17 protein-coding genes are annotated in these 14,287 nt (G+C 45.8%); 6 read left to right on the forward strand and 11 right to left on the reverse strand.

Annotated elements, in window-relative coordinates:
• The first annotated feature begins 112 nt into the window (after window positions 1-112).
• Both metA and pilW read left to right on the forward strand, forming a co-directional pair.
• The gene (gene metA / locus VOR_RS0104815; RefSeq protein ID WP_010318594.1) at window positions 113-1,054 is read left to right on the forward strand and encodes a homoserine O-acetyltransferase MetA; all 942 of its coding nucleotides are present in this window, start codon (window positions 113-115) and stop codon (window positions 1,052-1,054) included.
• Between the two features lie 166 nt (window positions 1,055-1,220).
• Window positions 1,221-1,934: a type IV pilus biogenesis/stability protein PilW gene (pilW, locus tag VOR_RS0104820; protein WP_010318595.1), complete on the forward strand. Its 714-nt coding sequence runs from the start codon at window positions 1,221-1,223 to the stop codon at window positions 1,932-1,934.
• Window positions 1,935-1,956: 22 nt separating this feature from the next.
• Here pilW and VOR_RS0104825 read toward each other — a convergent pair whose 3' ends face one another.
• From VOR_RS0104825 to VOR_RS0104835, 3 genes are all read right to left on the reverse strand, one after another.
• Entirely contained in the window at window positions 1,957-2,178 is a 222-nt protein-coding gene (locus tag VOR_RS0104825) for a hypothetical protein (protein WP_010318596.1), read from the reverse strand.
• A gap of 62 nt (window positions 2,179-2,240) precedes the next feature.
• Window positions 2,241-3,275, reverse strand: a complete 1,035-nt coding sequence (rlmF, locus tag VOR_RS0104830; protein ID WP_010318597.1) for a 23S rRNA (adenine(1618)-N(6))-methyltransferase RlmF — start codon at window positions 3,273-3,275, stop codon at window positions 2,241-2,243.
• The gene (locus VOR_RS0104835; protein ID WP_010318598.1) at window positions 3,275-3,778 is read right to left on the reverse strand and encodes a M48 metallopeptidase family protein; all 504 of its coding nucleotides are present in this window, start codon (window positions 3,776-3,778) and stop codon (window positions 3,275-3,277) included. The genes rlmF and VOR_RS0104835 overlap by 1 nt, the downstream gene beginning before the upstream one ends.
• Window positions 3,779-3,943: 165 nt before the next feature.
• Between VOR_RS0104835 and VOR_RS0104840 the strand changes: the two genes are divergently transcribed.
• On the forward strand, window positions 3,944-4,171 hold the full coding sequence (locus VOR_RS0104840) for a glutaredoxin family protein (protein ID WP_010318599.1): 228 nt from the start codon (window positions 3,944-3,946) through the stop codon (window positions 4,169-4,171).
• A 23-nt stretch (window positions 4,172-4,194) separates the two neighbouring features.
• Here the strand turns inward: VOR_RS0104840 and VOR_RS0104845 are convergent, their stop codons facing one another.
• Window positions 4,195-5,064 (reverse strand): LysR family transcriptional regulator, encoded by an 870-nt coding sequence (locus VOR_RS0104845; RefSeq protein ID WP_010318600.1) that lies wholly within the window; start codon window positions 5,062-5,064, stop codon window positions 4,195-4,197.
• 154 nt (window positions 5,065-5,218) lie between these two features.
• On the opposite strand from VOR_RS0104845, the gene VOR_RS0104850 reads away from it, so the two are divergent.
• The 3 genes from VOR_RS0104850 to VOR_RS0104860 all read left to right on the forward strand — a co-directional run bounded on the left by VOR_RS0104850 (window position 5,219) and on the right by VOR_RS0104860 (window position 7,846).
• Window positions 5,219-6,433, forward strand: a complete 1,215-nt coding sequence (locus tag VOR_RS0104850) for an MFS transporter (protein WP_010318601.1) — start codon at window positions 5,219-5,221, stop codon at window positions 6,431-6,433.
• A gap of 69 nt (window positions 6,434-6,502) precedes the next feature.
• Window positions 6,503-7,069: a DUF1415 domain-containing protein gene (locus tag VOR_RS0104855; protein ID WP_010318602.1), complete on the forward strand. Its 567-nt coding sequence runs from the start codon at window positions 6,503-6,505 to the stop codon at window positions 7,067-7,069.
• A 201-nt stretch (window positions 7,070-7,270) separates the two neighbouring features.
• Window positions 7,271-7,846 carry a nucleoside triphosphate pyrophosphohydrolase family protein gene (locus VOR_RS0104860; RefSeq protein WP_010318603.1) on the forward strand — a complete coding sequence of 192 codons (576 nt, stop codon included), beginning with the start codon at window positions 7,271-7,273 and terminating at the stop codon, window positions 7,844-7,846.
• Between the two features lie 228 nt (window positions 7,847-8,074).
• Here VOR_RS0104860 and btuD read toward each other — a convergent pair whose 3' ends face one another.
• The 7 genes from btuD to cobT all read right to left on the reverse strand — a co-directional run bounded on the left by btuD (window position 8,075) and on the right by cobT (window position 14,267).
• The gene (gene btuD, locus VOR_RS0104865; protein WP_010318604.1) at window positions 8,075-8,830 is read right to left on the reverse strand and encodes a vitamin B12 ABC transporter ATP-binding protein BtuD; all 756 of its coding nucleotides are present in this window, start codon (window positions 8,828-8,830) and stop codon (window positions 8,075-8,077) included.
• Window positions 8,817-9,812: a vitamin B12 ABC transporter permease BtuC gene (gene btuC, locus VOR_RS0104870; protein WP_010318605.1), complete on the reverse strand. Its 996-nt coding sequence runs from the start codon at window positions 9,810-9,812 to the stop codon at window positions 8,817-8,819. Before btuC ends, btuD begins: the two co-directional genes overlap by 14 nt.
• Window positions 9,813-9,972: 160 nt before the next feature.
• Window positions 9,973-11,001 (reverse strand): succinylglutamate desuccinylase, encoded by a 1,029-nt coding sequence (locus VOR_RS0104875; RefSeq protein ID WP_010318606.1) that lies wholly within the window; start codon window positions 10,999-11,001, stop codon window positions 9,973-9,975.
• 224 nt (window positions 11,002-11,225) lie between these two features.
• Entirely contained in the window at window positions 11,226-11,828 is a 603-nt protein-coding gene (locus VOR_RS0104880) for a histidine phosphatase family protein (RefSeq protein ID WP_010318607.1), read from the reverse strand.
• Window positions 11,825-12,439, reverse strand: coding sequence for a bifunctional adenosylcobinamide kinase/adenosylcobinamide-phosphate guanylyltransferase (cobU, locus tag VOR_RS0104885; protein ID WP_010318608.1), 615 nt, complete (start codon window positions 12,437-12,439; stop codon window positions 11,825-11,827). Before cobU ends, VOR_RS0104880 begins: the two co-directional genes overlap by 4 nt.
• The gene (locus tag VOR_RS0104890; protein ID WP_010318609.1) at window positions 12,439-13,239 is read right to left on the reverse strand and encodes an adenosylcobinamide-GDP ribazoletransferase; all 801 of its coding nucleotides are present in this window, start codon (window positions 13,237-13,239) and stop codon (window positions 12,439-12,441) included. The genes cobU and VOR_RS0104890 overlap by 1 nt, the downstream gene beginning before the upstream one ends.
• A complete protein-coding gene (cobT, locus tag VOR_RS0104895; protein WP_029626918.1) occupies window positions 13,239-14,267 on the reverse strand; it encodes a nicotinate-nucleotide--dimethylbenzimidazole phosphoribosyltransferase in 1,029 nt (342 codons plus the stop codon). The genes VOR_RS0104890 and cobT overlap by 1 nt, the downstream gene beginning before the upstream one ends.
• Window positions 14,268-14,287: the final 20 nt, after the last annotated feature.

The following is a 14,287-nucleotide window of genomic DNA, read 5'->3' on the forward strand; positions in this document are numbered from 1 at the left end:
ATACTCAATAGTAACCAATTTCACAGCAAGATCCATTTTGCTATCGACATCTGGTTTTGATTGAGTTAAGTTCGGCAGTATAGACGTCCAAAAATAGCTTAGGGAGAAAGCTGTGCCGATTAAGATCCCAGACCAACTGCCTGCCGGTGATGTACTGCGTCATGAGAACATTTTCGTGATGTCAGAAACACGTGCCGCCACACAGGGCATCCGTCCACTGAAAGTTTTGATTTTGAATTTAATGCCGAAGAAAATCGAAACCGAGACTCAGTTTTTACGCCTGTTATCCAATACTCCGCTGCAAGTGGATATTGAATTACTGAGAATTGATGAGCGCCCAAGTAAAAATACCCCCACTGAGCATTTGGAGAACTTTTACCGTCAATTTGAGATGGTAAAAAATCGCAACTTCGACGGGCTCATCATCACCGGAGCACCTTTGGGGTTGGTTCAATTTGAAGATGTGATTTATTGGGAACACTTAAAAAGCGTGATGGAATGGGCTAAAAATCACGTCACTTCCACACTCTACGTTTGCTGGGCAGCGCAAGCGGGGCTAAAACTGCTCTACAATCTGCCCAAACGAACTCGCAAAGAAAAATTATCGGGCGTTTATCATCATGAAATCCACCATCCCTTTCATCCGATATTACGCGGCTTTGACGACACCTTTTTAGCGCCCCATTCTCGTTATGCTGATTTTTCACCAGAATACTTAGCCGAACATACGAATTTAGATATTCTCGCCACCTCTGATGTGGCGGGTGTGTACTTAGCCTCAACCAAAGACAAACGTAACGTGTTTGTCACAGGTCACCCTGAATACGACGCACATACACTGCATGGTGAATATATTCGAGATTTAGGTGAAGGGATGGAACCCGCAATCCCAGTCAACGACTACCCCAATGACAACCCAGATAATAAGCCAGTCGCCAGCTGGCGAAGCCACGGTCACTTGCTGTTTGCAAACTGGTTAAACTACTGTGTTTACCAACAAACACCTTACGACCTTGAACACTTTAGCGAAGATAAATTTACCAAAGACGATTAGTGTTTCATGCCTGATCATCTCAGTAATGAGGTGTTCAGGTTTTCATCAAACATAGTGCATACTGACTCAAACATAGTGCATACTGACTCGCATTCTTCTCTGCTCTTTCCCCCTCGATCTTCTGATTTCCTTATCATGCGTCTAAGCCATTTAGGAGCTGCAGATAATGAAAAAAATACTGATGATATTGATAATGTTCACGTTATCGGCCTGTGTCACCGTGAACGAAAAAGGTGAGCCTGAAGTAAAAGCGGATCCGGTTGAAATGGCCGAATCTCGCATTGCGCTCGGCCTAGGCTATTTAGAAAATGGCAACATGAGCAAAGCACGTGAGAACTTAGAAAAAGCCACACAACATGCGCCGACTTACTATCGCTCGCAACTTGCGATGGCTCACTACTACCAAACTGTCGGTGAAACAGAGGCCGCACGTAAAACCTATCAAACCGCGCTTCGCGCCCATCCCAAAAACGGCAATATTCTCAATAACTACGGTACATTTTTGTGTAAGCAGGGCGAATATCAAAAAGCCGATCAATATTTTAACCGCGCCATTGCTCAACCCTATTATTACCTTGTCCCAGCAAGCTATGAGAACGCAGCCTTTTGCGCGTTAAAATCTGGCGATAAAGAACAAGCGCGCTACTATTTTGCGAAAACATTAGACCATGACCCTAATCGAGCTCGTTCATTGCTGCAATTAGCTAAATTGGAAATTGACGCTCAACAATACACGCAAGCTCGCATTCGCTTGATGCAATTTAATCAGCGCTACGGTAACCAAAAAACATCGCTTCAATTATTGGTAGAGTTAGAGAAAAAGGCAGGAAATAAAGCGTTAGAGAAAAAATATCAAGCGGCGCTCGATACCTTTTCCTAACATCGTATTACTAGGGCAAGGGTTATTTGATATTGGTGGGTCTACCGTCTTTGCCACCATTACGGTCACGATAGTGGATACGGCGAAGACGTCTGACTTTCTGAGCGCGCTGAATTTTTTGATATTCACGATAAATAATACGAATAAAAAACCCAAGCCCAATCATCGTAAGCAAGGCAAACAGATAAGCGAAGGGCTGGCAGATCCAGTCAGGTTGGCAAGGTAAATAAAGGTCAAAGTCCATACCTTACTCCTTCTATTGCTATCTCAACTCACTGACCAATATAGTCAATCAACGAAGTCAGCCTAGCACTTTGCCGCTAACCATTGTTTGCGTTGGCTGTCATTTTGGAAACTCCATGCGATGAATCGACTCACTTTTTGCCCTTGTTGCATTTCAACAACCCTCACCACTGCAGCACCCACTTTATCTAACTGTTTTTGCATCCAACGTACATTCTCTTTTTTAGAGATCAGTGTGGTGAACCACAGCACTTGCTGAGCGTAGTGTTGACTTTCAAAGGCCATGTTTTTAATAAAGGCAGCTTCACCACCGGGGCACCATAACTCAGCTTTTTGTCCACCAAAGTTGAGCGTGACCGCCTTACTTCTGTTAGCGTCTTGCCCCGCAATTTCTTGACCTTTTTTGACTCGATTACGCTGTAAATTTTTCAACTTACGTTCGCTGCCTTGCTGCGCCTCTACTTGTGATGCGTGAAAAGGCGGGTTGCACGTGGTGAGATCGTAACGCTCATTTTCTTGGATAATCTGCTTAAAAATGTGTTTTGCATCACTCTGCAAACGGCATTCAATACGCCCATTGAGTGAAGCATTGCCATTAACCACCAGATTGGCAGATTGGATAGAGATAGGATCAATATCGCTACCAACATAGCGCCAGCCGTACTCTGCCACGCCCACTATCGGATAAATACAGTTAGCTCCGACCCCAATATCAAGTGCTTGAACCTTTTCATGCTTGATGGATGGGCACTCATCTAGCATCAGATCGGCCACGCGATGGATATAATCAGCTCGACCGGGGATCGGCGGGCACAAATACCCAGCGGGAATATCCCAATGGGTCACATGATAATGATGTGCCAATAACGCTTTGTTGAACATTTTCACCGCCATCGCATCGGAGAAATTGATGCTCGGTTCACCACTCGGGTTGCGAATAACAAAGGCCTTCAAAGCAGGCAGTGTATTAATCAGCGCGGGAAAATCGTATTGTCCTTGATGCTGATTACGAGGATGTAACCCCTGCTTTGCTTTTAACGCAGGTTTTTTATGGCTCGCTTCTGGTTGGCTTTTCTGCGACTTCGCTTTGGCTGACATTACTGCTCCTCTTTTAAATCGAGATACATCATAAACAATCGTGCATCAAACTCGAGCTGATGATAATTCGGTTCCATATGGCAACACAGTTGATAGAAGGCCTTGTTGTGCTCTTTCTCTTTGATGTGAGCCAGCTCATGTACCACTAGCATGCGCAACAGCGGCTCCGGTGCTTCTTTAAACATGCTCGCTATGCGGATCTCATTTTTAGATTTGATTTTCCCACCATGCACTTTGGCAACATAACTGTGCAACCCTAGTGCGTTATTGATAATGTGGATTTTATTGTCGTACACCACTTTACTGATCGGCGCCGTTTTCTTCATGTATTGATTTTTGAGATCAATCGCGTAGTTAAACAACGCTTTTTCACTTTGAATCGAATGGCGCTGCGGGTAGCGTTGTTCAAACCAACTAACGAATTTACCGGCCGTGATCAACTGTTCAACTTGTGAAACGAGATGAGGCGGATAGTTTTGTATGTAACGAAAAGATGGATGCATAGCCCAGCAACTGACTCATAAAAAAGGCGCTAAGTGTAACTGAATCAAGCCTGCGTTTCATCTTTCCAATCACAAGGAGCAAGGCTTCGCATCCGAGAGAGTTGAAACTCAGCGCCTCGGTGGGTAAACTTGCCGCCCTTTATGTTCGGTTAATGAGTGAATTGGATGAAACGTATTGTGCTCTACGTCAAAGATAAATGCCCGCATTGTAAAGATGCTCAGCGCTATCTTGACGCCAAACAGATCCCCTACCGCTTATGTAACGCAAAAATGCAACGCGGCCGGAAGGAACTGGATGCGATCGGCGCGCGCAGTGTACCGGCGTTAAAAATTGGTGATCGGATTATGATTGGCTGGAACCCAAACAACTTTGAAAAAATCTATCAAAGTTAATCGAACGATACACATCGCCCCTTTCACACGTACTGTTTCACAAATTCAATAAAAGTACGGTCGGCATTAGACAAATAGCCCTCTTTGCGCCATGCGAGGGCTAAATCTAACCAGACTGGCGGTTCAAAAGGGATCGCTCGTACATCCGGTTCATGCTCCGTTACAAGCTCTAATAACGCAGTCACTGCGTACTCATGTTTGACAATACTTAAAATCATTGGCAAAAGATTGGTTTCAAAAGAGAAATGTGCGCTGAGCTTATGCTCTTTACACACTTTATCAATGAAGTCGCGGTGGAAATAACCGGGCTTAAACATTACCAATTCATGCTCAAAAAAGGTCTTAAAATCTATCGATTCTCGTTGTGCTAACTCATGTTCTTTCCCCACTACCGCCACCATTTGCGATGATAAGAGGGGATCAACTTCTAAATCCGGAGGAAGATCATGATTGAGGATCACGCCAATATCTAGCTCACCACTGAGCAACATTTTCCGAATCGACTGAGTTCCCGCTTCTATCACCGTCATTTTTAGCAAGGTAAAGTGACTTTTAAAAGCCATTACAATTTCTGGAAAGAAATAGGATCCCATCATGCTCGGCGCGCCGAGCCTCACTTCGCCTTTGACTAGCCCTTTAAGCTCATCCATCGCCAATTGTGCATCTTCAAGTTGCTGCAAAATACGAGTGGCGTGTTCATATAACACTTGCCCTTCATGGGTCAGCGTCACTTTTCGCTCATCTCTTTTTAACAAAACAACCCCTAATTGCTGCTCAAATTTCTTAATCGAAATACTGAGCGCTGGCTGCGCAATGTGCAGTTGCTGGGCTGCCAAAGTAAAGCTGCCGCACTGAACCACAGCCGAAAAATGTTTTAGATGGCGAGTATCCATAGCGTTATGGTTCCACAGAATCAAACAAAGCGAGATTCGTCCAATAGGGTTTGGATATATTTTATATATCACAACGATATTTTTAATATATTTTATTAATCACCAAGCCACTGCTACTGTGATCACAGATACATAACGTAAGTGAAGCGTAATCATGATCGAAATTGGCAGTAAAGAATACCGAAAAGTCACTTGGGGACTTGCGCTCGGCTCGTTCTTAGTCTTTTGTAATCTCTATCTTTTTCAGCCAATGTTGCCCTACCTTGCTACGCATTTTGCGGTTTCGGAAACTCAAATTAACTGGTTATTTGCCGCATCAACTCTCCCACTCTCCGTCAGTTTAGTCCCTTGGGCAATCAGCTCTGAATCCTTTGGCCGCCGCAAAGTGATGTTATTGGGGCTATTCATGATGCCCTTGATCGGCAGCTTGATGCTGATCAGCCAACAACTGTGGGTGCTGGTTTTAACACGTGCACTAATGGGCGTCGCATTGGCCGCCTTTGCTTCGGTTGCCGTGGCTTACATGGCTGAGGAGCTTTCACCTCAAGCTTTTAGCCAAGCGATTGGCGGTTATATTGCTGCCAATTCATTAGGTGGCATCAGCGGCCGAATTTTAGGCGGTATATTGACCGATGCTTTTGGCTGGCAACAAGCGGTGATTGTGATTGCCTTGCTTACTTTCGTCTGCGCTATCATTGTTCTGTGGTTGCTGCCCATTCAACGCAATTTCACGCCGCAACGAGGCTTATTCTTTCACCACAATCGTGCGCTAGTAAAGCATCTTTCTAACCGCACGCTGTGGCTAGCGATGCTGATTGGTGGCACTAACTTTGCGCTGTTTGTTAACCTTTACTCTGTGATGGGCTTTCGGCTTGTCGCCGAACCTTACTCGCTACCGATTGGCTTAGCATCATTGATCTTCCTATGTTATTTGGCGGGAACACTCAGCTCGAAACTGACCGCCAACTGGACAAAACGCTACAATGCCATTTCGGGCATGATGTTGGGAGCCTTACTCAGTTTGTCGGGGATGTGGCTAGCCTTGATTGAATCAATCCCGTTTATGCTGATCGGTTTAATGTTGATCAGTTTCGGCGCCTTTTTTACTCATACGCTCGCCTATTCATGGGTGAGCCAAAAGGCCAGCAGCGCAAAAGTAACCGCGACCGCTCTGTATTTGGTTCATTACTATGTAGGTGGCAGCCTCGGCGGGTTTTTCCTACTCTATTGCTGGCAAAATGGCGGTTGGGCGGTGGTGGTTTCGGGTGGAATGGTGTTGTATGTGGCGATGTTTTTTCTCTGTTGGAAATTGCGCCATGATGACCGCGCCCTTGCGCACCGCAAACCGCTGCATGAATTGATCAAGTAGTGTTATCCACTCACTTTATCAAAAGAGTCATGCTATGCTTGCGCCAAATTGACTGTCTTAATAAGCACTATGAGCGTAACGATAAATAAAACCGCCATCACAACTGAAGTCGAACAGTGGCTTAACGATGTGGTGATTGGCTTAAATCTCTGCCCTTTCGCCGCAAAACCACAACGTAACCAACAGATCAAAATTTTCGTCAGTGAAGCCGATACTGAAGAACAATTGCTGCAAGACATTTTGCAGCAATTGCTAGAGTTAGAAGGCAGCTCGGCACAGTCTCTTGAGACCACCTTAGTGGTGGTGCCAAACATGCTCGAAGATTTTTTTGAGTACAACTTTTTTATCGATTGGGTCGAAGCATTAATTACGCAACAAGATTGGCAAGGCATCTTCCAAGTCGCTACTTTTCACCCTCGCTACTGTTTTGGCGGCACACGCCCCGAAGATGACGAAAACCTAACTAACCGTTCGCCGTACCCGATTTTCCATCTTATTCGTGAAGAGAGCATGGAAAAAGTACTCAAGCACTACCCTAACCCAGAAGCGATTCCCGATACCAATATCGCTCGTGTTAGTGCTCTAAGTGACCAAGAACGCCGCCAACTGTTTCCTTATTTGTTTCTCAATAAGTAACCCTGTTCTTTAACCAAACTGATGGCATGGGTCGCAGCTTTGCCATCAGTTTGTTACTATCCGTTTTCTTACTATCCGTTTTCTTACTATCCGTTTTCTTACTATCAGTTTATTACTATCAGTTTATTATTATCAGTTTATTACTATCAATTTGTTACTACGCGTCACAATCCCTGTTAACCAAACCAATGGACCGAGATAATGCATTTATCCAAGCTTACTCAAGAGATTTACGATCATCTTTACCGCGATATTACCGAGTTTCGTAGCACCTTTGATCTCCCCGTTGCTGATGCCAGCAGCTTAAACGATAAAGCTGACACGTTGCATACTTCGCTCGCGATTGAAGAATTGACTGAACTTGCTGAAGCTGACAATAAAACGGAACAAGCGGATGCGATCATCGATACTGTGTACGTTTTGATGGGTCGTTTAGTCCACCTTGGACATAGCCAAGTGAGTGACAACTTAGCGATCAGCTATTTGATTGATCTTCTGCTCAATGTTGCCGTGAATCGTGGCATCGAATTTATTCCATGCTGGGATGAAGTACACAGCTCGAACATGAGTAAAGTATGTCGCAATGAAAAAGAGTATGCCGATACACAAGCCTACTATGCTGAACAAGGTATTGAGCTGATGGCCGTACAAAAAGGCGACTACATTATTGCTAAATGCGCACAAGATTTTGTCTCTGAAGGCAAAACGATTCGCCAAGGTAAAGTGCTCAAATCAGTCTATTACCGTCCTGCTGACCTTGCTTCATTGACGCAATAACCTTGCAAAGACTCAGATTAAAAAAACCACCTTGTGGGAGCAAGGTGGTTAAGAGACTTATAAAAAGCCTAACAAGAACGAGAATGTATCGATTCTATTAATGCGATTGGCGTGCCAACTTTCACATAAAACCTAACTATTTGTTTTTAATAGACTTACTATTTTTATCATTCTATCTTCAGCACATTGATGCGCTAAAAGTGTGCTGACTGCACGACAGTTGTGCTTTTAATCAAAGATAAGGTAAGGCTTTCCTTCAACAACAACCTGCTTCACCTGAGTCTGAAACGCTGCACTTAACGCTTGGCTCTCTAATACTTGTTCAACCGAGCCGGAACTTTGCAATACGCCATCTTGCAGTAACAGAGCGCGATCGGCATGGCGCAATGTTCGATTGAGATCGTGATTGGCCATTACTACCGCTATCCCTTGCTGTGCAACCTCTTCAATCAAACGATAAAGCAACCCTTCTTGAGCAATATCAAGAGGCGCCGCAGGTTCATCTAATATCAATAACTGCGCGTAAGGGTTTAAGGTTGGCCAAATTTGCAAGCAAATACCGGCCAAGCGGACACGTTGCCATTCGCCGCCTGACAGTTGGTGAATGGATCGATGCAATTTGTCTTGAATATTCAATCGTTGAGTGAGATGAACCACGGCTTGATTAACAACCTGAGAATGTAAATCGGCGCAACTGGGGATCGCTAAGGCAAGATATTGATAAACATCGACATTAAAAACAGGCTTGTCGTTTTGCGACAGATAAGCTCGGTGCAGTGACAGCGCCTCTAACGATGCGCTTGAAAGCTGAAGATCACCAATGTAGACCTCACCTTGGCTCTCTGTCACGCCAGCTAACGCCGACAGTAAAGTGCTTTTTCCGCTGCCATTAGGCCCAATAACATGCAGCACCTCTCCCGCTTGGCAGGTAAAAGAGAGTGGTAATAAGCGTGATGAAACCTGCAGGCTATTAACGTGAATCATGGTTTTTCAACAACATCCAAATAAAAATCGGCGCACCAATGGTGGTAGTGACGACACCAAGTGGAAGCTCAGCAGCATTAAGCGCCGTTCTGGCAACGGTATCCGCGCAAACCAGTAAGAGTGCGCCGAACAGAGCCGACATAGGTAAAAGGTAGCGGTTTTCAGAACCAAACGCCAAGCGCAATAAATGCGGAACAACCAACCCAACAAAACTGATCACACCGCCCAATGCCACCGCAGCTCCTACCAGCAGCGACACGGCAAAAATCAATTTCCAACGTAGTCGATGCACATCCACACCTAACTGCTTTGCATGAGTTTCGCCCAGCATCAGTTTGTCTAACGTTTTTCCTTGCAGAGCAAGCCAGATGATCACCGGAAGCGCAGCTAATGAAAGCGTATGTTGATACCAGCTTGCACCACCAATACTGCCCATCAACCAGTAAACCAGTTGCCTTAAACTGAGATCATTACTGAAATAAAACGCCCATGTCACCACAGCACCAGATAAAATACCCAGCGCCACACCGACCAACAGTAAGCGGGTTGTGCTTAAACGCATCGCTTTAGCCATGCTGACCAGTAAAAGAGTAAACACCATCGCACCGACTACGGCACAAAGCATGAAAATTTCAGGTGAGGCCAAGGCAGGGAAGAAAAACAGCACCACTACCATCGCCACACTGGCTCCACCAGAAATACCAAGCACGCCCGGCTCTGCCAAAACATTCCCTAATAACACTTGCAGCGCCGCGCCTGATACGGCTAGTGAAGAACCAATGATGACGGCAGAGACCAGACGAGGAGCACGAAGTTCAGTCACTAACTGCCATTCCAGTGGTGACCAAGTGTGAAATGGGCTGATAAAGAGTTCACCCACCATCAAATAAAACGCACTCATCGTAATCAACAATGCCAGCATAGCGTAGAGGGCGTAATGCCAGCGACGCTGTTTTTTTAAGAGTAACTGATTGAACGTCATGCGCTTATATGTAAGTAAGAGAAACAATAATGGCCTAACCTTACCGTTAAGCCATTTAAATAGAAAGTGATATACCAAAGCAATCGCCTGTATTGCACACCTTGTTAAGAGGCCAAAAGGTTAACAGGTCAAAAGATTAACAGGCCAAAAGTAGCATCGGTTAATCGTATACCAATTGATCGTCTTCATAGCGTGTCGCCACTTTGCACACCATTAACGCGGCGCGCTGGCCTAATGCCACTTTTCGGTTAGGAAATACGATCGCTTCATCTTCATTTTTCGCCATGAGTGGCTTTTCACCATCATGGCCAAATACCTCACCATGTTTAAACGCGGTGAAGTTTTCGACGTTATCATCAAACATGAAATCAAAATCGTCATGCAAACGGACGATGGTACGACTGACACGATAAATGGTTGGCTTTCTTGGCAAGTGTTCAGGTGTCGCATTGGCTACCAAATCGCGCATGGCTAAGTCAAACGCGACTAATCGCTCTAGGTTGTTTTGACCAAGAGGTGCGACTTGCCCCAGCTCAAGCGTTAAAGCTTGCGCGGCAAAATTCTCTGCACTGTACCAACTGAAGGTACTTGAGGGGGAATTTGAAAGCAGCACCGCTTCGATATGGGCGTTTTCAACAAATGCCATCAATTCTCGGCTGCGGACAGGATGGCGGGATTTAGGGCTGACGGCAAACGAATAATGTTTGGAGTGACGAATCGCACAGTGCAAATCAAGATGCCACCGATTTTGCTCAGCGGTGTGTTCGAAAAAGTCTTTCACTGTCTGTTTGAGGTGCTGCGCAATCTCTCTTTCTAGCGAGTTATTGCCATTTTTATCATCAAATAAACGGTTCAAATTCTCTTGCACAAAACGGGTATGTTGATTCGTCGCCTGAGGATGAGCCACAATCAATAAGCAGCGGTGTTGGACCGCTTGAAAACCTGACTGAATATCATCCACCAGCTTATTGACTAATTCCATTGGCGCAGTTTCGTCACCATGAATACCGCAAGAAATAATGATGTGCTTACTCTCATCGTTGAGATGAGCGGGGATCACTTCGAGCACTCCACGCGAGAGCACTTTAAGCGTAATACCAGCTGCCGTTTGGATTTCGCCACTGACCATTTCTTGGTCTAAATCCAAACTATCAAATAGGAAAGATTGGCGGAAAAGGGACTTCGTCATGCGTTACTCCTTTATTGCACAGCGGTATGTTAATGAATTGTAGAAGCAATTTATGTTGAGGCGATCCCACTTATCAAGATGGATAAGGGTAAATGAAGCTCATCAACGATCGTCTCAATGCCTTATACAAAAATACGCTTAACCAGAGGCTCGGCGTTAATGGCCGGGAATTCTACCATTAAATCTGATAGTTACTCCATACTCTACTGCATACTCACCCGGTGCTAAATTTGAATTCCGATGCTCTTCACAGTCACATTCTTAGCGTTATCTTTTCCTATTTGGATATGAGTTAATGATTGATAGTCGATATTTAACACGCTATACCAATGTGGGTTTTGCCAGTCAGTGCCTAGAACATCGGCAAGTATCATTCTGATTGTTCCGCCATGAGCGATGATCAAAGTGTCTTGTTTAATCTCTTTAACTCGCGCCTCCCAAGCACGAGTTACACGCTGATGAAAATCGGCCAAGTTTTCTGCATTCGGTAGTTGATGTTTGGCCGGATTGATCCACAAAGTTTCCACTACTGGCCACATCGATTGCAGTTCATCAAAGGCCACGCCATCGACGTCACCAAAATCCATCTCTTGGAAATCAGGCTCAATTTGGTAATCCAATTTCGGCTGCTGTAAAACCAGTTGCTGCGCTAAATCATGGCAACGGCGTAGCGGCGAAGTAATGATGTTTGAGAAGGAGTAAGGGGACCTCAGCAAAGTGTGAGCGATCTGCTCTTGCCGATGCGCTTCAACGAGCACATCTGTTTTACCATTGAGCGCAGGCCGACCGACGGTTTTACCGTGGCGCATCAAATAGAGATTGATCATTGTGAGCCTTTTAAAGCGATGTCGTTTAGAGCAGTGTCTTTTAAAACAATGTCTTTTAAAACAATATCTTTTAAAACAATCGGTAAGCCCGCCGCAATAAAGCTCACTCGGGTTGCTAACTTGGCTAGCGCTTGGTTAAGCCAGCCGGCATTATCGACAAATAAGCGCGAAACCTCCCCCATCGGGATCACGCCAAGGCCCACTTCGTTAGCGACGATAACCAAAGTGGCGGGCGTTTGCTCAACGGCAAAACAGAGTTGCTCGACTCGCTTTTTTATCTCCGCTTCGTGAGCTTGCTGGCCATGGTTGTAGATAACGTTATTCAGCCACAGCGTTAAGCAGTCCACTAATACCACATCATGTGCTGAAAAAGTGGCCATTAACTCAGGCAGTTGTTCAGGGCATTCGTGCTCTTGCCATTCCGACGTTCTTTGCTGCTGGTGGTGGGCAATCCTTGCCTGCATTTCATCATCAAACGCAATCGCGGTGGCAACATAGTTAAGCTGAGCCTGCGGCAGCCGCATTAACAGGGCTTGGTGTGCTTGCTTTGCGGCCTGTTCAGCGAAACAAGACTTACCGCTACGCGCGCCACCCAAAATCAAATGCACCATTATTCAATCGCTCCCATGCTCAAATAACCCAGCCCAGCGAATACAATAAGCAGCAGATAGATCAGCAGTTCCATGATCTGTTGTGCAGCGCCAAGGCAATCTCCGGTGAAGCCACCAATACGTGCCATCAACCAAGCTTTGAAGAAAATACGAAAAACCACAGCAACCAATACTAGGCTCAGGCTTACCTGCCAACCAAACCATACCGCAGGCGCTAAGCCGCACAGCAGTAGAAAAATGAGCTCTGGAAGGGTTTGTTTATTAGCTAGCGGCTTACTTTTACTGCTATCGAGATCGCTCACATACGGCATATCGAAAATCAACGATGCCGCTATCGCACGGCTAAAACTGTAGCCTAGCACCCACACCATCAATACATTGCCATAACCAAGTAGCGCCTCTAGAAAGAGAAACTTACACAGTAGCGCCATCACTAAACTGGCCGCACCATAGGTGCCAATACGGCTATCTTTCATGATGCTCAAACGGCGCTCAACCGTCATTCCTCCGCCAATGCCGTCCGCCATATCGGTTAAGCCATCTTCATGAAATGCTCCCGTTAATAACAAACTGGCCACCATCGTCAGTGCGATGCTCACCTCGTTCGGTAAAATCAGGATCAGCACACTGTAGATGGCACCGCAGATCGCGCCGAGTAATAGACCAACCAAGGAAAAATAGCGCCCAGATCGGTTCATTCGTTCACTGCAATAGGGCGTATTGTTAGGAATAGGAAGGCGCGAGAAAAAACTCAGCGCCAACCAGAACAGCTCTAATTGATAAGCGAAAGCGCGCAGCATTACACTGTCACTCCTGCGTCGGCAAAACTGGCCATGGTGTTGTAAAACTCGGCGGCCGCTTTGACCAAAGGTACCGCTAATACAGCACCCGTTCCCTCACCCAACCTCAACCCTAAATTAAGCAGTGGTGTCGCGTTTAACAGTTCAAGTACGCGTTGATGGCCCGATTCATGGGACTGATGAGCAAAAATCATCAACTCGCGGCAATCAGGTTCAATAAGTGTGGCCACATACGCGGCTACCGTGACGATAAATCCATCCACCAGAATCGGCGTTTTCTGCTGGTAAGCGCCTAAAAATGCTCCGACCATTTGCACAATTTCAAAGCCGCCTACTTCCGCAAGGACCGTTTCTGGATCCAAACCACGGCAGCGTGTTACGCCTTGCTTCACCAGCTGTACTTTTTTCTGATATTGCTGTGTTGAAATGCCAGTGCCGTAACCAACGCACTGTTCAACAGAATGTTCAGAAAGTGCCGCTAATATCGCAGAAGCACTACTGGTATTGCCAATGCCCATTTCACCAAACATCACCATATTGGACCCCGCACGGATCACCTGCTGCACGGCCTGATTGCCTAGCAATAGCCCTTGTTTCACTTGCTCTACAGACATCGCTGCTTGACGAGCAAAGTTCTCCGTTCGGCTACCTAAGCGCTGCACAAAAAAGTGCGGATTGTCGCTTTCTACAGGGAGTAAAATCCCGCAATCTATTACTTTCATCTCGACTTGATTGCTGCGACAAAAACAGTTGATGGCCGCACCACCCGCCAGAAAGTTAAGCACCATTTGCTGAGTCACCGCGCTTGGCGCAATGCTAATCCCTTCATCTGCAATGCCGTGATCGCCAGCAAAGACCAGTACGGTAGGCTTATGAATGGTGATCTGCTGAGTGGGCTGAGGCTGATTTTGACTTTGGATGAAGGCGAGCTGGTGTGCTAATGACTCAAGTTGGCCCAGCGCTCCCAACGGTTTGGTTTTTTGATCGATTCTTTGTTGTATCGCTTGGCTATGATCTTGTTTTAACATTGCTTCTGGGCTCTTCCATG

Origin of the sequence: Vibrio ordalii ATCC 33509, assembly GCA_000257205.1 — a bacterium.
Classification (GTDB): domain Bacteria; phylum Pseudomonadota; class Gammaproteobacteria; order Enterobacterales; family Vibrionaceae; genus Vibrio; species Vibrio ordalii.